This is a genomic window from Rhizobium sp. SL86 (assembly GCF_026672545.1).
In the GTDB taxonomy this organism is placed as follows: Bacteria; Pseudomonadota; Alphaproteobacteria; order Rhizobiales; family Rhizobiaceae; genus Neorhizobium.
Window position 1 is genome coordinate 1,118,096 of sequence record NZ_JAPPRJ010000002.1, and the last position, 21,726, is coordinate 1,139,821.

Annotated in this window: 19 protein-coding genes and 1 riboswitch; of the genes, 6 read left to right on the top strand and 13 right to left on the bottom strand. The window is 61.1% G+C overall.

All coding sequences use genetic code 11. The annotated features are described in order from the left end of the window. Positions 1 to 82: 82 nt before the first annotated feature. Positions 83 to 595: a MarR family winged helix-turn-helix transcriptional regulator gene (locus tag OU993_RS17255; RefSeq protein WP_442792976.1), complete on the bottom strand. Its 513-nt coding sequence runs from the start codon at positions 593 to 595 to the stop codon at positions 83 to 85. A 250-nt stretch (positions 596 to 845) separates the two neighbouring features. On the opposite strand from OU993_RS17255, the gene OU993_RS17260 reads away from it, so the two are divergent. Further along, positions 846 to 1,505 carry a peroxiredoxin gene (locus OU993_RS17260; RefSeq protein ID WP_268159483.1) on the top strand — a complete coding sequence of 220 codons (660 nt, stop codon included), beginning with the start codon at positions 846 to 848 and terminating at the stop codon, positions 1,503 to 1,505. Here the strand turns inward: OU993_RS17260 and OU993_RS17265 are convergent. The 5 genes from OU993_RS17265 to OU993_RS17285 form a co-directional block, all read right to left on the bottom strand. After that, positions 1,500 to 2,270 carry an ABC transporter ATP-binding protein gene (locus OU993_RS17265; RefSeq protein ID WP_442792994.1) on the bottom strand — a complete coding sequence of 257 codons (771 nt, stop codon included), beginning with the start codon at positions 2,268 to 2,270 and terminating at the stop codon, positions 1,500 to 1,502. The two genes, OU993_RS17260 and OU993_RS17265, sit on opposite strands and share 6 nt — an antisense overlap. Positions 2,271 to 2,299: 29 nt before the next feature. Continuing rightward, on the bottom strand, positions 2,300 to 3,298 hold the full coding sequence (locus OU993_RS17270) for a FecCD family ABC transporter permease (RefSeq protein WP_268159718.1): 999 nt from the start codon (positions 3,296 to 3,298) through the stop codon (positions 2,300 to 2,302). Between the two features lie 23 nt (positions 3,299 to 3,321). Further along, positions 3,322 to 4,356, bottom strand: coding sequence for an ABC transporter substrate-binding protein (locus OU993_RS17275; protein WP_268159487.1), 1,035 nt, complete (start codon positions 4,354 to 4,356; stop codon positions 3,322 to 3,324). Positions 4,357 to 4,536: 180 nt separating this feature from the next. Beyond that, positions 4,537 to 4,771: riboswitch (cobalamin riboswitch) on the bottom strand. 127 nt (positions 4,772 to 4,898) lie between these two features. Continuing rightward, positions 4,899 to 6,647 carry a GGDEF domain-containing protein gene (locus OU993_RS17280; RefSeq protein ID WP_268159489.1) on the bottom strand — a complete coding sequence of 583 codons (1,749 nt, stop codon included), beginning with the start codon at positions 6,645 to 6,647 and terminating at the stop codon, positions 4,899 to 4,901. A 267-nt stretch (positions 6,648 to 6,914) separates the two neighbouring features. Then, positions 6,915 to 8,432 carry an acetyl-CoA hydrolase/transferase family protein gene (locus OU993_RS17285; RefSeq protein ID WP_268159491.1) on the bottom strand — a complete coding sequence of 506 codons (1,518 nt, stop codon included), beginning with the start codon at positions 8,430 to 8,432 and terminating at the stop codon, positions 6,915 to 6,917. Between the two features lie 309 nt (positions 8,433 to 8,741). On the opposite strand from OU993_RS17285, the gene purU reads away from it, so the two are divergent. Beyond that, positions 8,742 to 9,626, top strand: coding sequence for a formyltetrahydrofolate deformylase (purU, locus tag OU993_RS17290; RefSeq protein WP_268159720.1), 885 nt, complete (start codon positions 8,742 to 8,744; stop codon positions 9,624 to 9,626). A gap of 117 nt (positions 9,627 to 9,743) precedes the next feature. On the opposite strand, the gene mmsB is transcribed toward purU, so the two are convergent. The 6 genes from mmsB to araD1 all read right to left on the bottom strand — a co-directional run bounded on the left by mmsB (position 9,744) and on the right by araD1 (position 17,571). Continuing rightward, entirely contained in the window at positions 9,744 to 10,934 is a 1,191-nt protein-coding gene (mmsB, locus tag OU993_RS17295) for a multiple monosaccharide ABC transporter permease (protein ID WP_268159493.1), read from the bottom strand. Continuing rightward, the gene (gene mmsA / locus OU993_RS17300; protein WP_268159495.1) at positions 10,931 to 12,493 is read right to left on the bottom strand and encodes a multiple monosaccharide ABC transporter ATP-binding protein; all 1,563 of its coding nucleotides are present in this window, start codon (positions 12,491 to 12,493) and stop codon (positions 10,931 to 10,933) included. Before mmsA ends, mmsB begins: the two co-directional genes overlap by 4 nt. A 69-nt stretch (positions 12,494 to 12,562) precedes the next feature. Further along, on the bottom strand, positions 12,563 to 13,627 hold the full coding sequence (chvE, locus tag OU993_RS17305) for a multiple monosaccharide ABC transporter substrate-binding protein (protein ID WP_442792977.1): 1,065 nt from the start codon (positions 13,625 to 13,627) through the stop codon (positions 12,563 to 12,565). Positions 13,628 to 13,772: 145 nt separating this feature from the next. Next, on the bottom strand, positions 13,773 to 15,593 hold the full coding sequence (locus tag OU993_RS17310) for an IlvD/Edd family dehydratase (protein ID WP_268159497.1): 1,821 nt from the start codon (positions 15,591 to 15,593) through the stop codon (positions 13,773 to 13,775). 49 nt (positions 15,594 to 15,642) lie between these two features. Then, positions 15,643 to 16,569: a Gfo/Idh/MocA family protein gene (locus OU993_RS17315; RefSeq protein WP_268159499.1), complete on the bottom strand. Its 927-nt coding sequence runs from the start codon at positions 16,567 to 16,569 to the stop codon at positions 15,643 to 15,645. A 12-nt stretch (positions 16,570 to 16,581) separates the two neighbouring features. Further along, positions 16,582 to 17,571: an AraD1 family protein gene (gene araD1, locus OU993_RS17320; RefSeq protein WP_268159501.1), complete on the bottom strand. Its 990-nt coding sequence runs from the start codon at positions 17,569 to 17,571 to the stop codon at positions 16,582 to 16,584. 376 nt (positions 17,572 to 17,947) lie between these two features. Here araD1 and OU993_RS17325 point away from each other — a divergent pair, with 376 nt between their 5' ends. The 3 genes from OU993_RS17325 (at position 17,948) to OU993_RS17335 (ending at position 19,937) form a co-directional block, all read left to right on the top strand. Next, positions 17,948 to 18,709 carry a FadR/GntR family transcriptional regulator gene (locus OU993_RS17325; RefSeq protein WP_268159503.1) on the top strand — a complete coding sequence of 254 codons (762 nt, stop codon included), beginning with the start codon at positions 17,948 to 17,950 and terminating at the stop codon, positions 18,707 to 18,709. Between the two features lie 67 nt (positions 18,710 to 18,776). Beyond that, on the top strand, positions 18,777 to 18,935 hold the full coding sequence (locus OU993_RS17330; protein ID WP_268159504.1) for a hypothetical protein: 159 nt from the start codon (positions 18,777 to 18,779) through the stop codon (positions 18,933 to 18,935). A 36-nt stretch (positions 18,936 to 18,971) separates the two neighbouring features. After that, positions 18,972 to 19,937 (top strand): SDR family oxidoreductase, encoded by a 966-nt coding sequence (locus OU993_RS17335; RefSeq protein WP_268159506.1) that lies wholly within the window; start codon positions 18,972 to 18,974, stop codon positions 19,935 to 19,937. Positions 19,938 to 19,942: 5 nt separating this feature from the next. Here the strand turns inward: OU993_RS17335 and OU993_RS17340 are convergent, their stop codons facing one another. After that, entirely contained in the window at positions 19,943 to 20,599 is a 657-nt protein-coding gene (locus OU993_RS17340) for a GntR family transcriptional regulator (RefSeq protein WP_268159508.1), read from the bottom strand. A 133-nt stretch (positions 20,600 to 20,732) separates the two neighbouring features. Here OU993_RS17340 and OU993_RS17345 point away from each other — a divergent pair, with 133 nt between their 5' ends. Next, positions 20,733 to 21,695: a dihydrodipicolinate synthase family protein gene (locus OU993_RS17345; RefSeq protein ID WP_268159510.1), complete on the top strand. Its 963-nt coding sequence runs from the start codon at positions 20,733 to 20,735 to the stop codon at positions 21,693 to 21,695. The last annotated feature ends 31 nt before the right edge of the window (positions 21,696 to 21,726 follow it).

The following is a 21,726-nucleotide window of genomic DNA, read 5'->3' on the forward strand; positions in this document are numbered from 1 at the left end:
TGTTCATCAACCGTATCGACCCTTCTCTCGCATTGCGAAAGACTTCGCAAGATCGACTGTGCACTGCACCGGCAACCGGGGTTCACTCCCCCTCGATGCCACTCAGATGGTTGGCCGTGGATCGCTTGACGTGACCGATCTCTTCCCAGAGGGACACGATCCGGTCCGTCCCGACATCGGCCATCAGTTCGCGAAGCCAGGTCTCGTGGGCCTCCGCCATGGCCGAGAACACACGTGTCCCCTCCTCTGTCAGACGGGCAACCGTCACGCGCCGATCCGCCGTCGGCGTTTCACGCACGACGAGGCCTTCCGCCTCCAGCCGTTCCACAAGCCCGGTCACATTGCCATTCGTCACCATCGTGCGTTTCGACAATTCGCCCAGGCGCAGACCTCCCCGCTCCCGGTAGAGCTGCGCCATCAGGTCGAATTGCGGCAGCGTGGCACCGAACTCGGCCCTCAACCGCTTGCGGATTTCCGTCGAGATCAGCTTGGTAGTGGACAGCATCCTCAGCCAGAGACGGGTTTCCGGCTTGGCGCGCGCCTCCGGGCCATGCGTGATCATCTCAAGATCGACAGATGCGACGTCCGTATCCATTATCGGTGCTGCCCCTCATTCTGATTGGTTTTTTCCAAGCTTTAAGAACCGGTATTTGAAATGTCAAAGGTCGCTGGAGTGTGCCTGAGACGGAGCGAATATGCGAATGGTTTAAACCTGCTGCGAGGACAACCGGTCGACCAAACAGATTTTCCGGAAGTCCCGCACTTTGCGAAAACCTCTGTCTGGCCATGGCGTTTTGCGGGATTATGGTGGGCGCCATCGGAAGAACCCATGGAGGAAAAGACACGTGTCCCTGCGCATCAATGACATCGCCCCGGACTTCACCGCCGAAACCACGGCCGGTCCGCTGAGTTTTCATGAATGGATCGGCGACGGATGGGCGGTCCTTTTTTCGCATCCGAAGAACTTCACGCCGGTCTGCACGACCGAACTTGGCGCGATGGCCGGCCTCGAAGGTGAATTTCGCAAGCGTGGCGTCAAGATCATCGGCATTTCCGTCGATCCGGTGGAAAGCCATGCCAAGTGGAAGGCCGATATCCGAACCGCCACCGGTTTCGAGGTCGATTATCCGCTGATTGGCGACAAGGACCTGAAGGTGGCAAAACTTTACGACATGCTGCCGGCCGGCGCGGGCGACAGTTCCGAGGGCCGCACGCCCGCCGACAATGCGACCGTGCGTTCGGTCTACGTGATCGGTCCCGACAAGAAGATCAAGCTGATCCTCACCTATCCGATGACGACGGGGCGCAACTTCAACGAAATCCTGCGCGCCATCGATTCGATCCAACTGACCGCACGCCACCAGGTCGCGACGCCCGCGAACTGGCAGCAGGGTGATGACGTGATCATCACCGCAGCCGTTTCCAACGAGGATGCAATCGCCCGCTTCGGCTCCTTCGACACGGTTCTGCCGTATCTGCGCAAGACGAAGCAGCCGCAGTCATGACACCAGACGGGGTGTGGCGCGTTCTGCCGCCGCACCTCGACCGTCCGGCCGGAAGCGGATTGCGCATCCTTCGGCAAGCTGTTCGACATCGGCCCGGACATTAAAGACGTCGCGGATCAGGTCTTCGGTCAACACGGTTTCCGGTCGGCCCACCGCCACGATGCACCCGGACTTCATCACCGCGATGCGGTCACAGAACATCGCCGCGTGATTGAGGTCGTGCAGAGCGGCGACCACCGTCAGGTCGAGCCGGCGAACGAGATCGAGAAGGCCGATCTGGTGGCCGATATCCAGATGGTTGGTCGGCTCATCCAGAATGAGAAGCTTCGGCTGCTGTGCAAGGGCGCGGGCAATATGCAGCCTCTGACGTTCCCCGCCCGATAGCGTATGCCAGATCCGATGCGCAAGATGCGTCATGCCGACGGAGGCGAGCGCATGGTCCACCACCCGATCGTCCTCACGCGACCACGGTGATGCAAGCCCAAGATAGGGCGTGCGGCCAAGCTCCACCGCCTGACGGGCAGTCATTCGTTCGGACGTGTCCGCCTGCTGTTCGACAAGGGCAAGGCGTTGCGCCAATTCGCGGCGTGGGAGGGCCGAAACGGCCACCTCGCCCAGCCTCACCGTGCCGACCCTAGGGCGACGAAGACCCGCCAGCATGGAGATCAGACTGGACTTGCCGGAACCGTTCGGCCCGACGATGCCGAAAAACTCGCCAGACTCGACACAAAAAGATACCGAATCGACAATCGTCTGACCTCCCATGGACCAGGAGAGATCCTTGGCTTCGAGTTTCACAGGCTCGCCCTCCTCTGGCTCATGATCAGTGCGAATGCGGGTGCTCCGAAAAGCGCGGTCACGACGCCGATCGGCAGAACCTGGCCGGCAATCAGGATCCGCGACAGAATATCGGCGAAAACCATGAAGATCGCGCCGATCACCGCGGCGGCCGGCAGAAGCGTGCCGTGACGCACACCGACCAGCATGCGGGTCGCATGGGGAATGACGAGACCGACAAAACCGATGGAGCCGACGAGCGACACCATCACCGCCGTCATCATCGCGGTGGCGGCAATCAGCACCGCGTAGACGCGCCGTACCGGAATGCCGAGCGAGGCGGCCGATTCCTTGCCGAAGGCGAAGGCGTCGAGCGACCGCGCCTGCGCCAGGCAGATCACAAGTCCGGCGAGCGCCGCCGGCAGGGCCAGGCCGACATCCGGCCAACGCACACCGGACAGATTGCCGAGCAGCCAGAACATGATGCCGCGTGCCTGTTCGGCATTGGCCGCCTTGGTGACGATGAAGGAGGTGAGTGCGTGGAACAGCTGCGAGCCGGCAACGCCGGCCAGAATGATGGCGGCGGAACCTCGCCCGGCCCGGAGCGCAAGCAGGCTCACCGCCAGAAAAGCAATCAGGGCACCTGCGAAGGCTCCCAGCGGCAGGCCGATGAGACCACCGCCGAAACCGAGGATCGCCACCGAGACCGCCCCCGTGGAGGCGCCCGCCGAAATGCCGAGCACATAAGGATCGGCCAGCGGATTGCGCAGCAGCGATTGCAGCACGACACCCGACAGCGCAAGCGCCGATCCGCAGCAGGCGGCCACCACGACGCGGCTCAACCGATAGCTCCAGATGATGCCCTCGTCGATCGGGTCGATCGGATATCCCGCCTGCCAGACGCGATTGGCAAAGGCCTTCGCGACGATGTCCAGCGGGATCGACGTCTCACCAATCGCGGCGCCCATCCAGAGGGACACTGTGAGCAGGAAGAGGGCTGCCAAAGCAGCCCCCAATTTGAGCGGAAGGGCGATCGCGGTCACCGGGCAAGGCCCAGCTCGGCGATGGAATCCGCGAGCGCTTCGATGCCGTCAATCGTGCGGATCGTCGGGTTCATCGTCTGCGCATCGAGATCCACGATACGGTTCTGCTTGACGGCCGTCATCAGGCTCGTCACCGGATCGTTTTTCAGGAATTGGTGCTTGACCGCGATATCATCGGCCGGAAACCGCCGCCGCTCCATGCGTGCGGCCACGATGATGGAGGGATCGGCCTTGGCAATGGTTTCCCAGCCGATCGTCGGCCATTCCTCGTCGCTTTCGATGATGTTGCGGATACCGAGCGCCTTCATCACATAACCGGGCGCGCCGTTCTTGCCGGCGACGTAAGGATCTGCTGCCGGATTGGCGCTGGAGAACCAGAAGACTGCCGAAAGCTTTCCACCGGAGGAGGCGATCTTCTGGCGGGCAGCCTCTTCACGCGCCTTCAAATCGGCGACGACCTGCTCTCCCCTGTCCTGCACATCGAAGATCTGCGCCAGATCACGGATCTCCTGGTAGATCAGATCCATCGAAAAGGCTTCCGCGCGCACACCGTCGCCGCCGGAGGAATTGTCTTTGCCGATGCAATCGGCGGGAGACGTATAGATCGGAATCTTGAGGTCGGCGAACTGCTCGATCGTCCCGACCGTACCCTTCGGGCCGATATGCCATTGGAACTGCACGGTGACGATATCGGGCTTGCGGGCAATCACGCTTTCAAAGCTCGGATCGTTATCGGCAAGCCGCGGCACCTTGGCGTTCGCCTCCTCAAAACCCTTCAGCACCGGGCCCAGCCACACGGCGGTGCCGACGGTCTTGTCCGCAAGCCCTAAAAGATAGAGGATCTCGGTCGTGCTCTGTCCGAGCGAGACCGCGCGCTGCGGCGGCTTGGCAAAGGTGAGGTCACGCCCGCAATTGCGGATGGTCAGCGGATAGCTTGTCTGCTCTGCATGCGCCGGAACAGACGTCAAGCCGACCGCAAGAACGATTGCACTCGCGACGGCACGCAGGAAGCGTGTCGGTAGAATTGTCATGGTAGTATCCCCAGAAAGAGGGCCTGATCGGCCACATCGGTGAAAGGCCAAGAGCGGTCAGACCGCTCGTCGGCAGTGAAGGCCCTGGCGTCCGGGGAAAAAACTGGTCAGCAATTGCTGTTGCCGCAAAAGCAGCGTCATCATTGGTGGCTCCTGTTCCGGGCATCCCCGCCCGTGACGTTGGACATCGTTGTGATGGCAGGTCTCCTGGCTCGCGGTTTTCGCCTTTCGCCTGCCTTCCCGCGCCAAGGGGCGCAGTGACATGACGCTTTTGAAAGCGTCACAAGGACGATTGGCATCCGCTTACAGTTGCGGGGGCAGCCACGGACTGAACGACCGGATGGTCGTCGCACCGTGTTCCCTATTAATCCTCCTCTCCTTTCGGAAATGAGGAACCATCGAATCCAGATAACCGTGTGGGACGGATCGGGTCAAGGGTCTTGAAGACATCAGATAACGAACGCACCCCATTGGTTGTGTAATAACATTACATAACGACATCCAATAGATCTGTCCAGCCTCCATAGGCGCAATCGTCCGGTTCAGGCAGCCGTGGAAATATTGTGAGGCGCGATCGGCCCATTCCCTCCGACGACGACCCGCACGCAGTTTCTGCCGTCGGATTTCGCCCGATAAAGGGCGGCATCGGCCTGACGAACCTGTTCCGTCCAGCTGCCGGCAAAGGTGCTGGGAGCGACGCCGAGGCTGAGACTGACGGTCAGGCTGGTCGTCTCTGTCAGCGGAAAATCCTGTTTGGCGACCGAAAGGCGGATCTCTTCCGCCAGACGCGTTGCCTCTTCCAGGCCAAGGCCCGGACAGAGCACGGCAAATTCTTCGCCACCGATCCGGCCGATCCGGCAAGAGGCGCCGGCCGTCTGGCGCAGAATGGCTGCCACCCCCACCAGCACACGGTCACCGGCCGGATGCCCATGACGGTCGTTGACCTCCTTGAAGTGATCGATATCCGCGATGATGAGACAGGCCGGGCCTTCCTCGGCAATGGCATGGGCTTCGATTTCGAAACCGCGCCGATTGAGAAGTCCGGTCAGACTATCGGTCTGTGACAGCTTTTCGAATTCCCGTGTCAGGCGGGCACGCTCCTTCAACCCGTCTTCGAGAATACGGATTGCCGCAAACAGGGCCGCAATCTCGGCAATCGGATGATCCTTCGCACGGGTTCCCGGCTTGCGCCCTTCGGCCAGCGCAATCACATCCGCGACGCCGCGCAGAAGCGGCCGCAGGATTCGGATACGGATAATCGCCAGAAACACCGGCACAAGGGCAAGCAACACCACCGCAAGGGCACCGTCGACAAAAAGATCGATGGTTGATGTCCGGATCTGATTTTTGTGTTTGGCGCGCAAGTATTGCAGGTAACCGTTGCGCAATTCGGTGAGCGGCTGCATCAACTGCACGTATTCGCGGGTAAATGTGGCGGCATCCCGCGCAAACTCGCCCTTCCGCCGGCCGTTTTCGATCTCCTCATCGATGAGTTGCAGACCGGATGTCAGGTAGATCCGCTGCACATCGAGCGCTCTGTCGTGAAACTGCATTCCGGGCTTGTGGGCAAGACGCGCCGGTGCGAGCAGTTGCCATGTCTGTTCGATCTGGTTGCGCAGACTGTTGATGGCTTGAAGATTGCGGTCGGGGATCGCTACCCGCGCGGTCATCGGTCCGATGAGGTAGGAGCCGATCCGGCCGGCATATTCGCGCAGGTCGCTGAAGGCCGATCCCTTCAGCACCACATCCGCCAGAAGCGGTTCGTGTTCGATCGCCGCCGCACCCCAGCGCGTCATGACGCCAGAGCGATAACGATCCCAGGCCTTGAACATGGTTTCGATCGCCTGTTGAACCTCTTCCGGCGTCCGCCGCTCTAGGGGCTTCATGGCGTTCAACTCGACCAGAACCCGCCCGGCCATCAGTTGATGGCGCACCTCCTCGATGGCCCGTGCTGTAACACCAAGGCTTTCGACGGCTGTCATCGCAACATCGGTCTGCGCCTTGGCGCGTTCCCACGCCTCTCTCGCTGCGGCCGCCTGCGCAGCGCCGGCAGCCATATAGCTGTTGGCCGGGCCTCGTTCCGCGGAGATCCATGTCGCGGCATCAAAGACGATCCCGAATTTTTCGATCCATTGCGCGGTGTCGCGAGCGGCCTGCACACGGGCGAAACTGTTGGAAATGGCAGACAAAGCCAGCAACAGCGTGCAGACGACGGCAAGGGCCGCAAGGGCCAGAATGCTCGGATTGATGCCGCGCTGACGACGCTGCACGCCCTGTAGTGCCGATTTCAAGTTAGCCCCATCGCCCCCGACTAGCCCGTTGACCGGTGTCAGGGAGAAGGCCGCTCAGTTCCATCTCTCCAATCGCCGGCATCCGATACCATCGGCCGGACGACTGGGCGTCCGATCCCACGGACCGGTCTGACCATTTGGCGCGCCGCAACTGAAGAAACCACTAATAAAGCGAGAAATTTTCGCTCTCAGAATTCGCAATACCGTCGGGGCACCTGCAAAAGGCCGATTGCAGCGGTTGTCTCGGGATGGAAGGGCAGGACAAGATCACTCCGCCGCGGCACGGACCTCCTTCGTTTCCCGCATCGAGCCGCTCTCGCGGCTGCGCTGATGCCAGGACAGCGCCTCCTCCAGGAGATGGGGCGTATGTCCGCCACGGGCGACCGCCCGCTGGAAGTAGTCGAGGAGTTCCTCACGATAGGTCGGATGCGCGCAATGGCGGATGATCCGTTCGGCCCGCTCGCGCGGCGCAAGTTCGCGCAGGTCCGCCAAGCCGTTTTCGGTCACGATGATATCGACATCGTGTTCGGTATGATCCACATGCGGCACCATCGGCACGATGGAGGAAATGCGCCCGCCCTTGGCAAGCGATTTCGTGACGAAGATGGACAGATAGGCATTGCGGGCAAAATCACCGGAACCGCCAATCCCGTTCATCATGTGTGTGCCGTTCACATGCGTCGAGTTGACATTGCCATAGATGTCGACTTCGAGCGCGGTGTTGATGCCGATCACACCGAGGCGGCGGATGACTTCCGGATGGTTGCTGATCTCCTGCGGCCGCAAAACAAGCCGGTCCTTGTAGCGGCGGAAATCGGCATAGACGCGGGCAGCGCAGGCGGAAGACAGGGTGATCGACGATCCGGACGCAAAGCTAAGCTTTCCGGCATCGAAGAGATCGAACGTGCTGTCCTGCAGCACCTCGCTATACATGCGCAGATGATGGAAAGGCCCATCGGCCAGGCCCGACAGCACGGAGTTGGCGATCGTTCCGATGCCGGCCTGCAGAGGATTGAGTGTCAGATCAAGCCTGCCGAGGCGAACCTCGTCCTCGAAGAAACGGATCAGGTGGCCGGCGATCGCCTGGGTCTCGGCATCAGCCGGTTCGACAGTCGAAAAGCTGTCCTGTTCCTGCGTGATCACGATGGCGGCGATCTTGTTCGGATCGACGGGGATATAGGGCAGGCCGGCGCGCGTGTCGCAGGCAACAACCGGGATCGCCTCGCGCGTTGGGCGCTTGGTCGGAATATAGATATCGTGCAGCCCTTCCAGATCGAGCGTCTGGGACAGGTTGATCTCGATGATGATCTTCTTTGCGAGGATCGCAAAGCTTGCCGAATTGCCGATAGATGTCGAGGGAATGATGCCGCCATCCAGCCGGATGGCGGCGGCCTCGATGATGGCGTAGTCGATGGGACCGAGCTGGTTCGAACGCAGGTGCTCGACAGTCTCAGACAGGTGCTGGTCGACGAACATCACTTCGCCGCGATTGATGGCAGCACGCAGGGTTGCGTCCGTCTGGAACGGCATGCGACGGGCCAGCACATGCGCCTCCGTCAGCATCCGGTCAATGTCGTGGCCAAGGGAAGCGCCAGTCAGGAGCGTGATCTGGAACGGATCGGTTTTGGCGCGCTCGGCCATGGCAACCGGGACGGCCTTTGCATCGCCCGCGCGGGTAAAGCCGCTCATACCGATCACCATGCCATCCGCAATCAGGGCTGCGGCCTCCTTGGGGGTGACAATCTTGTCGATCAGGGATGGGCGGCGGATGCGATCTTCGAGCATGGTCCTGTCCTGGCGGTTCATTGGCACGTCCTCCCGGATGTCGACAATAGATCGGTTTGATGGCCGTACCTTGACCGAAATCAAGGGCAACATCCGAAACGGCGGGGATTGGCGGCTCCACGACGCTTGCGGAACGGCTCCGTTACGGCACGCCGGTCATCCTGCGGCAACTGCGCGACAACAAGGCCGGTGCGCGAGAGACTTGAACTCTCGTCAATCTCGGTTATTGCGATGTCACCCCACCACCGGCGCCTCGCCGGAAACTGCCACCATCACCCCGGGGCCAGTGCCCCACGGAGACGAATGACGATGAAGAGCTATGTGCTGACCGTGACCTGCCCGACCGCCCGCGGCATCGTGGCCGCCTTGTCCGGTTATCTGGCGGACAAGGGGGGCAACATCGTCGATTCCTCGCAGTTCGATGATTTTGACACGCAGAAATTCTTCATGCGGATCTCGTTCATTTCCGAAGAGGGCGTCGATCGTGCCACGCTCATCGACGGCCTTGCGCCAATCGCCACCAAGTTCTCGATGCAGGCCGATATATTCGATGCTGCCGAGCGCATGAAGGTTCTGCTGATGGTGTCGCGGTTTGGCCACTGCCTGAACGACCTGCTCTACCGCTGGAAGATCGGCGCACTGCCGATCGATATCGTCGGTGTCGTCTCCAACCACTTCGATTACCAGAAGGTGGTGGTCAATCACGACATCCCCTTCCACCACATCAAGGTGACCAAGGACAACAAACCGCAGGCCGAAGCGCAGCTGCTGGATCTCGTCGAGCAGACGGGAACGGAACTGGTGGTGCTGGCCCGCTACATGCAGGTGCTATCCGATGAGCTCTGCCAGAAAATGTCGGGTCGGATCATCAACATCCACCACTCCTTCCTGCCGAGCTTCAAGGGGGCCAATCCCTACAAGCAGGCCTATCAGCGCGGCGTGAAACTGATCGGCGCCACCGCCCATTACGTGACGGCAGACCTCGACGAGGGCCCGATCATCGAACAGGACACGGTGCGTGTGACCCATGCCCAGTCGCCGGACGATTATGTCTCGCTTGGCCGTGACGTCGAAGCCCAGGTGCTGGCACGCGCCATCCACGCCCATATCCACCACCGTACCTTCATCAACGGCAACCGGACGATCGTATTCCCGCCAAGCCCGGGTTCCTATGCCTCCGAACGGATGGGCTGAAAGCGCGACCGGCTGATGCCGGTCCTGTTCCTGCAAAGACTATGATGGACACATGAAAAGGCCGCCGACCCATCTGGATCGGCGGCCTTTTTCAGGCCGGAACGCTTGGGAGGATGCTCAACGACGCTGGTTGTAGACGTCCACGCACACCGCGCCAAGGAGCACCAGGCCCTTGATGACCTGCTGGTAGTCGATACCGATGCCGAGGATGGACATGCCGTTGTTCATCACACCCATCAGGAAGGCGCCGATGACGGCACCCGTCACCTTGCCGACGCCGCCATAGGCGGAGGCGCCACCGATAAAGCAGGCGGCGATGACGTCGAGCTCGAAGCCGGAACCGGCCTTCGGCGTGGCGCTGTTGAGGCGGGCCGCAACCACAAGGCCGCCAAGCGCCGCGAGAACGCCCATGTTGGCAAACGTCCAGAAGACGAGGCGGTTCGTCTTGATGCCGGACAGTTCTGCGGCACGCGCATTGCCACCGACCGCATAGATCTGGCGACCGATGATCGTGCGGTTGGTGAAGAAGCCGTAGGCGGCGATCAGGAGCGCCATGACGATCAACACGTTCGGCATGCCGCGATGCGAGGCAATCAGATAGGCGACGTAACTGACGGCAGCCAGAACGATGATGTTCTTGGCAACGAAGAAGCCGAACGGCTCGGTCTCAACGCCATGCGACAGGCGGCGCCCGCGGCTCTTGACGTTCTGCCAGACGAGAAAGGCTGCAACAGCAACGCCGAGGATGAGCGAGGTCAGGTAGAGCCCGCCTTCCGACGAGATGAATTCCGGAATGAAGCCGGACGACAGCCTTTGGAAAGTCACGTCAAACGGGCCGATCGAACGACCGCTGAGGACCGCAATCATCAGGCCGCGAAAAACGAGCATGCCGGCGAGCGTCACGATGAAGGACGGGATCTTCAGGTAGGCAACAAAATAACCCTGAACCGCGCCGATCAGGCCGCCAAGGAACAGGCAGATGATACAGGCCGTGACGAAGTCGAAATTGTACTGCACCATCATCATGGCGGCGACGGCGCCGATGAAGCCGGCAACCGAACCGACCGACAGGTCGATGTGGCCGGTCACGATGATCATCAGCATGCCCAGCGCCATGATGACGATGTAGCTGTTCTGCAGGATGATGTTCGTCAGGTTGAGCGGCTTCAGCAGGATGCCGCCCGTGGCGAACTGGAAGAAGATGACGATGACGACAAGCGACATCAGCATCCCGTATTCGCGCAGGTTGTCCTTAAGGAAGCCGGCAGCGCTCTGTAGCGGCGGTGCGGTGGTTTCTGGCGTGGTCATTCGTCTCTCCCCTTGCGGCGCATGATGGCGCGCATGATGTTCTCCTGTGTGGCGTCCTCGCCGGCCACTTCGCCGACGAATTCACCCTCATGCATGACCAGGATGCGATCGCAGATCCCGATCAGCTCCGGCATTTCCGAGGAGATCACCACGACTGCCTTTCCGGCATCCGCGAGTTCGTTGATGATGGAATAAATTTCGTATTTCGCGCCGACATCGATACCACGGGTCGGTTCGTCGAGGATCAGCAGGTCCGGATCGGTGAACAGCCACTTGGACAGCACCACCTTCTGCTGGTTGCCGCCGGACAGTTTGCCGGTTTCCTGATAGACATTGTGGCTGCGGATACGCATGCGCGCGCGAAAATCCTGCGCGACCTTCATTTCGGAAATGTCGTCGATCACGCTGCGGCGCGAGACACCCGGAAGGTTTGCCAGCGAGATGTTCTTGCGGATATCTTCCGCCAGGATCAGCCCGAGGTGTTTGCGGTCTTCCGTCACATAGGCAAGGCCTGCATCGATGGCCTTGTTGACGGTGGAGACATCCACGGGCTTGCCATGCATGCGCACGGCGCCGGTAATGTTGCGGCCCCAGGATCGTCCGAACACGCTCATGGCGAATTCGGTCCGGCCGGCACCCATCAGGCCCGAAATGCCGACGACCTCGCCAGCGCGCACCGTCAGTCCGACATTCTTCACGACCTGCCGGTGGGTATGCTGGGGATGGTAGACGGACCAGTTTTCGACCTCGAAAATCACCTCGCCGATCTTCGGCGTGCGCTTCGGGTAACGGCTTTCCATGTCGCGGTCGACCATCCGGCGGATGATCTCGTCTTCGGAGATGACATCGGCATGGCAGTCCAGCGTGCCGACGGAACGTCCGTCGCGAAGGACCGTGATCTGGTCTGCAACTTCGGAAATCTCGTTCAGCTTGTGGCTGATGAGGATCGACGTGATGCCCTGGTTGCGGAATTCCTTGAGGAGTTCCAGCAGCGCTGCGCTGTCCTTTTCGTTCAGCGAGGCGGTGGGCTCATCGAGGATCAGCAGGCGCACGTCCTTCGACAACGCCTTGGCGATTTCGACCAACTGCTGCTTGCCGACACCGAGATTGGTGATGAGCGTGTCCGGCTGCTCGCTGAGGCCGACCTTGGCCAAAAGCGCCTTGGTGCGCTCGTGCACGGCGGAACGGTCGATCACGCCGAAACGGGACGGTGCATTGGCGAGAAAGATGTTCTCGGCAATCGACATCAGCGGAATAAGCGCGAGTTCCTGGTGAATAATGATGATGCCGAGGGCTTCGGTATCGTTGATGTCGCGGAATTGCCGCTCTTCACCGGCAAAAAGGATCGAGCCTTCATAGCTGCCGTGCGGATAGACGCCGGACAGCACCTTCATGAGTGTGGATTTGCCGGCGCCGTTTTCACCCACGAGCGCGTGGATTTCGCCTTCGCGCACGGTGAAGCTGACGTCGGAGAGGGCTTTCACGGCACCAAAGGACTTGGAAATGCCGCGCATTTCCAAAATCGGCGGGCGTTCGGCCGCAATCACGGGAGCAAGCATGCCATCATCTCCGATGGGGAAAAATACGAACGTGGCGGCGCTGCGACGCGCCGCCACGTCCTTCAGATATTACTTCAGCTGAGCTTCGGTGTAATAACCGGAACCGACGAGGACTTCCTTCCAGTTGCTTTTGTCCACAGCAACCGGCTTCAGCAGGTAGGACGGAACGACCTTCTTGCCGTTGTCGTAGGTCTTGGTGTCGTTGACGGTCGGCTCCTTGCCGCTCATGGCAGCGTCAACCATGTCTACGGTCACCTTGGCGAGTTCGCGGGTGTCCTTGAAGATGGTGGAGTACTGTTCGCCAGCGATGATCGACTTGACGGACGGAACTTCAGCGTCCTGGCCGGAAACGAACGGCATCGGAACGCCGCCGGAACCATAACCAACGCCCTTCAGCGAGGACAGGATGCCGATGGAGATACCATCATAGGGCGACAGAACGGCATTCACCTTCTTGTCGGCATAGAATGCGGACAGGATGGCGTCCATACGAGCCTGGGCGGTTGCACCGTCCCAACGCAGCGTGGAAACCTTGTCCATGCCAACCTGGCCAGAGCCGACCTTCAGCACGCCCTTGTCGATCAGCGGCTGGAGAACGCTCATCGCGCCGTTGTAGAAGAAGAAGGCGTTGTTATCGTCCGGCGAACCGCCGAAGAGTTCGATGTAGAACGGGCCCTTTTCGGTGTCGGCCTTGAGAGCCTTCACGAGGGTCGTTGCCTGCAGAACGCCAACCTGGAAGTTGTCGAACGTGGCGTAGTAGTCAACATTCGGCGTGTCACGGATCAGGCGGTCATAAGCGATGACCTTGATCTTCTGGTCGGCAGCCTGCTGCAGGACGTCCGACAGCGTGGTGCCGTCGATCGAGGCGATCACGAGCACCTTGGCGCCCTTGGTGACCATGTTTTCGATCTGCGAAAGCTGGTTCGGAATGTCGTCTTCCGCATACTGCAGGTCAACGTCGTAACCGCGCTCCTTGAGCACCTTGACCATGTTGTCGCCGTCCGCGATCCAGCGGGCAGACGACTTGGTCGGCATGGCAACGCCAACGAGACCCTTGTCGGCAGCGCCGGCCGGGGCAGCGATGGACATTGCTGCGAAGACGGCAGCCGTGGTGAGATACTTGAAAAGTTTCATTGGTACTCCTCCTGATTGTCGGACTCCCTTCGAGCCCGACCGAAAATTCATCCCCCGTGGGCGGCGAGACCGTCGCCCACAATTGTCAAAGCCGGTACACCTCTCCGAACACCGCAGAACGAACTGCGCGCCGTGAAGGCCTCCGTCAGTGGTTGTCGCGCGGAATGCCTTCCGTCTGCGCGATCCGCTGATATTTCACGGCCGGTTCGAGAACCGCGCCGGTCTCCATCTGCCCGACGATGCCGCGCTGGATTTCCTGCCACGGCGTCTGGTGCTTCGGATACTGGTAACCGCCCTTTGCTTCAAGCTCTGCATAACGAGCGGCAATTTCCTCGGCGGAAATCAGGATGTCTGCCTTGCCGCGACCAACATCGATGCGGACGCGATCACCGGTCTTCAGGATCGCAAGTCCGCCGCCGGCCGCCGCTTCCGGCGAGGCATTGAGAATCGACGGGCTTCCGGACGTGCCGGACTGACGGCCGTCACCGATGCACGGAAGCGAGGTGACGCCCTGCTTCAGCAGGTAATCCGGCGCGCGCATGTTGACGACTTCGGCGGCACCCGGATAACCGATCGGGCCGGCGCCACGCATGAAAAGAACCGTGTTGGCGTCGATGCCGAGCGACGGATCATCGATACGGTGATGGTAGTCCTCCGGCCCGTCGAATACGACAGCCTTGCCTTCGAAGGCTTCCGGATCGTTCGGGTTCGACAGGTAACGATCGCGGAATTCCTTGGAGATCACGCTCGTCTTCATGATGGCGGACGAGAAGAGATTGCCGCGCAGCACGCGGAACCCTGCGCGCTCCTTGAGCGGCTGGTCATAGGGGCGGATGACCTTTTCGTCTTCGATCACCGCACCACGGCAGTTTTCGCCAATGGTCTTGCCGTTGGCGGTCATTGCGTCTTCCATGATGAGGCCCTGGCTCATCAGCTGGTTGACGACGGCCGGAACACCGCCGGCATGGTAATAATCCTCGCCGAGATATTCGCCGGCCGGCTGCAGGTTGACGAGCAGCGGGATCTCTTCGCCATAGGTCTGCCAGTCGTCGACCGTCAGCTCGACGCCGAGGTGGCGGGCAAGACCGTTCAGGTGGATCGGCGCATTGGTGGAACCGCCGATGGCCGAGTTCACCCGGATCGCGTTGATGAAGGCGTCCTTCGTCATGATGTCGGACGGCTTCAGATCTTCCTTGACCATCTCGACGATGCGAAGACCGGTGAGGTAAGCCATTTCCTGCCGGTCACGATAAGGCGCCGGGATAGCGGCCGAACCCGGCAGCTGCATACCGAGCGCTTCGGCCAGCGAGTTCATCGTGGTCGCCGTGCCCATGGTGTTGCAATAGCCGGTGGACGGCGCCGAGGACGCCACGAGCTTGACGAAACCGGCGTAGTCGATCTCGCCCTTCGCCAGAAGTTCGCGGGCCTTCCAGACGATCGTGCCGGAGCCGGTGCGTTCGCCGCGGAACCAGCCGTTCAGCATTGGGCCGACCGAAAAGGCGATCGACGGAATGTTGACGGTGGCCGCGGCCATCAGACAGGCTGGGGTCGTCTTGTCGCAACCGATGGTCAGGATCACGCCGTCGAGCGGGTAACCATAGAGGACTTCCACGAGACCGAGGTAAGCAAGGTTACGGTCGAGGCCCGCGGTCGGGCGCTTGCCGGTTTCCTGGATCGGATGGACCGGGAATTCGATGGCAATCCCGCCGGCTTCGCGGATGCCTTCGCGCAGGCGATTGGCCAGCTCCAGGTGGTGACGGTTGCACGGCGACAGATCGGAACCGGTCTGGGCAATGCCGATGATCGGACGATCCGACTGCAGCTCTGCCTGGCTGAGGCCGAAGTTCATGTAGCGCTCGAGATAAAGCGCGGTCATGTCGGCATTGGCCGGATTGTCGAACCAGGCGCGCGAACGCAGCTTGCCGTTCGGTCCTGTGGTCGTGGTGGGCAGTGTGTCTTTGCTCATGAGCTTGTCTTCTTCTGCGCTGTGCGTGAACGGCGGCGCCGCTTTCGCGTCAATCCTCGAACGCCTCGACTTCATGACGGCGACCGAGCATGAAAGCATCGGCGACGTGCACCAGAGGCGAGAAATCCGTATCCGACTGGCCGGACGTCACCAGAGAAACGAAGTGCCGGTAAAGATTGCGGTATTCGCGATCTTCCTCGACGATCTGCGCCTCGCCATCAACGAACAGGCGACTACCGCCATGGGTCAGAACCACCGATCCACGGTCCGTCTCGATGCGGATATCCCAGGTCTGCGGACCCGTCTGGCGCCAGTCGAAGGCGGCCGTCAGCTTGAGGCCGCTTGCCGTCCTGAATTCAAGATCGGCGGCGATCGGCGCTGCCCGATTGGCCGGGAAGGACAGGTCGGATCCCACGAGGTGGAAGCTTTCCGGCATGATGCGGGTGACGATCGAAAGCGCGTTGATGCCCGGATCGAAGACGCCGAGGCCACCCGGCTCCCAGATCCAGTCCTGGCCGGGATGCCAGTGACGAACGTCTTCCTTCCATTCCACATGCAGGGAGCGGATCGTGCGATCGGCCAGCAGCTGGCGGGCCGGCTCGACGGCAGCAGCCTCACGCGAATGCCAGGTTGCAAACAACGATACGCCCTGCTGTCTGGCCAGCTGATCGAGCGCAAACACTTCCGCGATCGTGGCGCCCGGCGGCTTTTCGAGCATCACGTGTTTGCCGGCAAGCAGAGCGGCCCGCGCCTGCTCGAAGCGCCCCTGCGGCGGCGTGCACAATGACACCGCATCCACCTCGACATCGGAGGCGAGCAGCGCATCAATGTCGGGAAAACAGTGCACACCTTCGAGCTTGGCGTTGCGGCTGGCAACGGCAACAAGATCGATGCCGTCGGTGGCTTCGATGGCCTGAAGGTGCTGGTCGCGGGCGATCTTGCCGAGACCGACGATGGCGAGACGGATGGCGGACATCAGCGCCTCCCCTTACAGCGAACGGATCGTGACCGGCGCCTCTTCGGCGATGGCCAGACGGTTGACCAGCGTCAACTTGAAGGGTGCCGCTGAAATCTCGAACTGGTCGCCCGGCTCCGTCTTGACGCCTTCCGAAAAGGAAAGGGTCGCCGTGCCGAAAAAATGCACGTGCAGGTCGCCCGGGCGACGGAAGAGATCGTACTTGAAGTTATGATGCTCGAGGTTGGCAATGGTGTGCGACATATTCGCTTCGCCGGACAGGAACGGCTTTTCGAAGATCACCTCTTCGCCGCGGCGGATCAGCGAGGTGCCTTCCACATGCTGCGGCAGTTCGCCGACCAGAAGTTCCGCCCCAAGCGATGCCTGGCGCAGCTTGGAATGCGCAAGCCAGAGATAGTTGCCCTTCTCCGTCACGTGGTCGGAAAATTCGTTGGCAAGACAGAAACCGAGGCGATACGGCATCTTGTCCGGGCCGATCATGTAGATGGCCGCGAGTTCCGGTTCTTCGCCGCCGTCGAGCGCGAAAGCGGGCGAGACGAGATCCTCGCCGGTCGCCTTCAACTGCGAACCGTCACCTTTGTAGAACCATTCCGGCTGCACACCGGTTTCGCCAGCCTTCGGCTTGCCGCCTTCGACACCCATCAGGAACATGCGCATCGAATCGGTCGGCTTTTCGGTGGACTGTGCAGCCTTGTGCATCTTGTCGCGACCATCAGCCGAACCGAGATGAGTAAGGCCAGTGCCGGCAACGATGAAATGGGCCGGATCCGGATGAGCAACCGGGAGGCCGAGACGGCCTTCACGCTCGGCAGCAGCAAGATCAACGGCCGGGCCTTTACCGAGCGTTGCGATATAATCGGCAAAACCCTTGTTCTCGGCAATCGCCTTCATCGCGAGGTCATAGGTCGAGGACACACCCTCGACGATATAGGCGTCACTCTCGCCATCCCAAGCAACAACGCGCACCTGCCCGTCGACGGCCACCTGCAGAAGTCTCAACATTTTTTAAAGCCTGCCCTTGAATCTCATTCCTGCGGCGTCACCGCAGACTCCTCCAGGCGCCGAGCACCTTTATTAATATGACTATTTAACCTGGGGGTTCGTTGTCAAGCTGCCAATTTCATATTCGACCTCTGCCGAATTTGTTCCACAGCGTGGAATGCCTGCCTAAACAATGAGCATTCAATCGTTTGAATAACGAAATCTATTTCCGGTCGTACAAATCCTGAGAAGGGCTTTGATGGGGGATTAATATTATTATATGTCTAGCGCGGGAGAGACAATCTGTGCAGTTTGCGGCGATCGGTGGATACGTCCCCCGACAGCGGCCGTGTGGATTGGCGCTGATGGCGCACGAGGAAATACGGGAGAGACACTGGTGGGGCTTCTTGAGACGGCAATAACGGGTAAAAAGCGGGGCAGCAGCCACGCGCATGTGGTGGCGGAGCTTGGCAATGCGATTGTGTCCGGCAAGATACCGGAGGGTTCGATCCTGCCCGGGGATGCCGAACTGTCGCAGCGATTCGCCGTCTCGCGGACGGTGCTGCGCGAAGCGATGAAGACGCTCGCCGCCAAGCGCCTGATCGAACCGAAGGCAAAGGTCGGAACCCGCGTTCTTCCTCGCGCGAACTGGAACTTCTTCGATCCCGATGTTCTCGAATGGCGTTGCGAAACGGGAATCGACCTGACCTTCATCGAACATCTGGCGGAAATGCGCACCGCACTCGAACCGGCCGCAGCAGCAGCAGCAGCCCGCAGAGCGACCGCCGATGACATCGTGGCGCTCTATGCCATTGCCGCAAGGTTCGACGATCTGGCGCATACGCCGGAAAGCATTGCCAAGGTCGATCTGGAATTTCATCTGGCGATCGCACGCATGTCTGGCAACCCCTTCATGCATTCGGCAAGCGCGCTGATCGAGGCGGCGCTCTCCATCGCCTTCCAGCTGTCTTCACCGGCCTCCTCGCCCGACATGATCGAGGACATTGCCGGCAATCACCTGCGCATTGCCCATGCGATTGCCTCACGCGATCCGGAAAAAGCAATCGCTGCCATGCGGCATGTGATCGATGTCGGCCGCAGCCGCATCCAGAAGTCGCTTGCCCCCGCCGACAAGGACCAGGCCGGCACCGGCACCTGAACAGAGGTTTTCGGAACATTCCCTACGACCGCCTGTTCGCTTCTTGAGACAAACAAGGAGCACGGATATGGAACCACTGAATCACATGTCGAAGATGGAACAGGCCGAGGGCGACCGCGGCACGGTGGAACGCGAACTCAAGCGCCAGGACAAGAAGCTGGCGGAAGAGAACCGCGAGACGATGGAGAACGCGCAATCCGAGAAGCGCTCCGAGCCCGGCGCGTAAACGCGAAACCCACGCCAAAAACCAAAGGATATTTCCATGACGATGGATCTGGCCGGTCGCGTCGTTGTCATCACCGGCGCGTCCAGCGGCATCGGCGAGGCGACGGCATATGCCTTTGCCCGCCGCAAAGCGCGGCTGGTGCTGGCTGCCCGCAACAAGAATGCGCTCGATCTTGTGGCGGAGGTGTGCCGGGAGATGGGCGCGGACGCGCATGTGGTGACCACGGACGTCACCGATATCGACGCGGTGAGGCAGGTGGCGTCCAAGGCCTTTGCACTCGGCAGCATCGACGTCTGGGTTTCCAATGTCGGCGTGGGTGCGGTCGGGAGTTTTGCAGAGACACCAATGAGCGCGCATGAACAGGTGGTGCGAACGAACCTGATCGGCCACATGAACGATGCCCATGCCGTTCTGCCGATTTTCCTGCGCCAGAAACGCGGCACATTCATCAACATGATTTCGCTCGGCGGCTTTGCAGCCGCACCCTTTGCCGCTGCCTATAGTGCGAGCAAATTTGGGCTGAAAGGTTTTACCGAGGCCCTGCGCGCCGAATTGTCCGACCAGCCGCACATCCACATCTGCGATATCTACCCGGCCTTCATCGATACGCCCGGCCTGCGCCACGGCGCGAACTTCACCGGCCGCAGGATCAGCGCTCCGCCGCCCGTCTACGACGCCCGAAGAGTGGCCGACGCGATCGTTGCCACGGCGGAACGACCGCGCGCTACCGTCACGGTCGGCGCCGTCACCAATCTCCTGCGCCTCAGCCACCTGGCAGCGCCCAACCTGACCGCCAGCCTGATGGCGATGGTGATGCGCAGCTACTTCCGCAGGGCGGATCCTGTGGCGATCAGCAACGGCAATCTCTTTGCGCCCTCATCGGACGCCGGCGGGATCGACGGCGGACTTCGCTCTCCCCGCCAAAGGGCTGTTGCCGCAACCTTTCTTACGGCACTTGCCGTAGGCGCGCTTGCCGCGGTTACAGTCGCGCGGCGCCGCTAGCGGCATCACCGACCGGCCAGCACCTTGAGCAAATCTTCTCGCACCGTTGTTATATGATCGCGGAGCAGAGCGACGGCTTGCTCGATCTCGCCTTCCCGCAGCAGGCGGATCAGGGCCGCATGCTCGGCCATCGCCTTCTCCATCGCCGCATCGCTTGAGAGCTGCAGACGCGTATAACGATCGCTGGTCTGAAGCAGGGAGGCCACGATCTGCTGGCTGCGCGGCATGTCGGCGCGGTGATACATCGCCATGTGCAGGTCGGCATTCAGGCGGCCATAGGCATGGACCTCGCCCCGAGCAATGGCCTGCACGTAATCAGCCTGCCTTTCGTCGAGAACCGCAAAATCGGCCTGATCCAGAAGCGGCGCCGACGCCAGGAGCAGGCGCGGTTCGAGCAGGATGCGAAGCGCGAAGACATCGTCGATCTCCGCCCGCGACAGTTCTGAGACGACCGCGCCCTTCTGCGGCAGGATTTTCACAAGCCCTTCCGCCTCCAGCTGGAAAAGAACTTCGCGCACGGGAATGCGGCTGACGCCATAGGCCTCAGCCAGCGCATCCTGCCGCAATTGCGTGCCGGCCGCATAGCGCCCCGACAGGATCGCCTGCCGGATCTCGTCGATCAGGGCGCCTGAGAGCGTCTTGTGTTTCAGTTTCACACTCATGTCTTCCAGCTACACGAATTCCGCCAAAAATCCAGTTGACTTGAATTATGTATAAAATCTACATTATACGCAAGCTCCCCAACTCGATCAGGCCGGGGCGGGTAAGAGGCCTCCCCCGACCCAAGGAAAGAAGATGAAAGCGACAATCTTTTCCGGCGTTGTGCCGGCTCTCATGACCCCCTGCACAAGCGACCGGACACCGGATTTCGACGCACTCGTCGCCAAGGCCCATCAGCTGATCGAGGCAGGCATGTCCGCCGTCGTCTATTGCGGTTCGATGGGCGACTGGCCGCTTCTGACGGACGCACAGCGGATGGAGGGTGTGGAACGGTTGGCGGCGGCCGGCATTCCGGTGATTGTCGGCACCGGCGCGATCAATTCCGCCTCCGCCGTCACCCTGGCCGCCCATGCACAGAAGGTTGGCGCCAAGGGGCTGATGGTCATTCCACGCGTGCTGTCGCGCGGGTCGGTCATTGCCGCCCAGAAAGCGCATTTCAAGGCGATCCTGGCAGCCGCACCCGATCTTCCGGCCGTCATCTACAACAGCCCCTATTACGGGTTTGCCACGCGGGCCGACCTCTTCTTTGCCTTGCGCGCGGAGCATCCGAACCTCGTCGGGTTCAAGGAATTCGGCGGGCCGGCAGATATGCGTTATGCCGCAGAAAACATCACCAGCCGCGACGATGATGTGTCTCTGATGATCGGCGTCGACACCGCCGTCTTCCATGGCTACGTCAATTGTGGTGCAACCGGTGCCATCACCGGCATCGGCAACGTGCTGCCCAAGGAAGTCCTGCATCTGTGCAACCTGGCCCAGGCTGCGGCAGGCGGGGATGCCGACGCCCGTCTGCGGGCCAAGGAGCTTGAAGAGGCACTTTCGGTCCTTTCCTCCTTCGACGAGGGCCCGGATCTGGTGCTGTATTTCAAGCACATGATGGTGCTGAAGGGCGACACGGAATATGCGCTCAACTTCATCGAAACCGATGTCCTGAGCGACAGCCAGCGCGGTTATGTCGAGGCCCAGTTCGCTCTCTTCAACACCTGGTACGCCGAGTGGAGCAAGCTCCCCGGGGCTGTTCAGACCTATCGGGCCTGAGACAGCGGGCGGCGATGCCCGGCGTCAGGCG

What these genes read in the sequence shown, in the direction of transcription:
- OU993_RS17255 (WP_442792976.1), bottom strand. Translation starts at nt 595, where the DNA reads ATGGATACGGACGTCGCATCTGTCGATCTTGAGATGATCACGCATGGC.
- OU993_RS17265 (WP_442792994.1), bottom strand. Translation starts at nt 2,270, where the DNA reads ATGGGAGGTCAGACGATTGTCGATTCGGTATCTTTTTGTGTCGAGTCT.
- OU993_RS17275 (WP_268159487.1), bottom strand. Translation starts at nt 4,356, where the DNA reads ATGACAATTCTACCGACACGCTTCCTGCGTGCCGTCGCGAGTGCAATC.
- OU993_RS17285 (WP_268159491.1), bottom strand. Translation starts at nt 8,432, where the DNA reads ATGCTCGAAGATCGCATCCGCCGCCCATCCCTGATCGACAAGATTGTC.
- purU (WP_268159720.1), top strand. Translation starts at nt 8,742, where the DNA reads ATGAAGAGCTATGTGCTGACCGTGACCTGCCCGACCGCCCGCGGCATC.
- mmsB (WP_268159493.1), bottom strand. Translation starts at nt 10,934, where the DNA reads ATGACCACGCCAGAAACCACCGCACCGCCGCTACAGAGCGCTGCCGGC.
- mmsA (WP_268159495.1), bottom strand. Translation starts at nt 12,493, where the DNA reads ATGCTTGCTCCCGTGATTGCGGCCGAACGCCCGCCGATTTTGGAAATG.
- chvE (WP_442792977.1), bottom strand. Translation starts at nt 13,627, where the DNA reads ATGAAACTTTTCAAGTATCTCACCACGGCTGCCGTCTTCGCAGCAATG.
- OU993_RS17310 (WP_268159497.1), bottom strand. Translation starts at nt 15,593, where the DNA reads ATGAGCAAAGACACACTGCCCACCACGACCACAGGACCGAACGGCAAG.
- OU993_RS17315 (WP_268159499.1), bottom strand. Translation starts at nt 16,569, where the DNA reads ATGTCCGCCATCCGTCTCGCCATCGTCGGTCTCGGCAAGATCGCCCGC.
- araD1 (WP_268159501.1), bottom strand. Translation starts at nt 17,571, where the DNA reads ATGTTGAGACTTCTGCAGGTGGCCGTCGACGGGCAGGTGCGCGTTGTT.
- OU993_RS17330 (WP_268159504.1), top strand. Translation starts at nt 18,777, where the DNA reads ATGGAACCACTGAATCACATGTCGAAGATGGAACAGGCCGAGGGCGAC.
- OU993_RS17335 (WP_268159506.1), top strand. Translation starts at nt 18,972, where the DNA reads ATGACGATGGATCTGGCCGGTCGCGTCGTTGTCATCACCGGCGCGTCC.
- OU993_RS17340 (WP_268159508.1), bottom strand. Translation starts at nt 20,599, where the DNA reads ATGAGTGTGAAACTGAAACACAAGACGCTCTCAGGCGCCCTGATCGAC.
- OU993_RS17345 (WP_268159510.1), top strand. Translation starts at nt 20,733, where the DNA reads ATGAAAGCGACAATCTTTTCCGGCGTTGTGCCGGCTCTCATGACCCCC.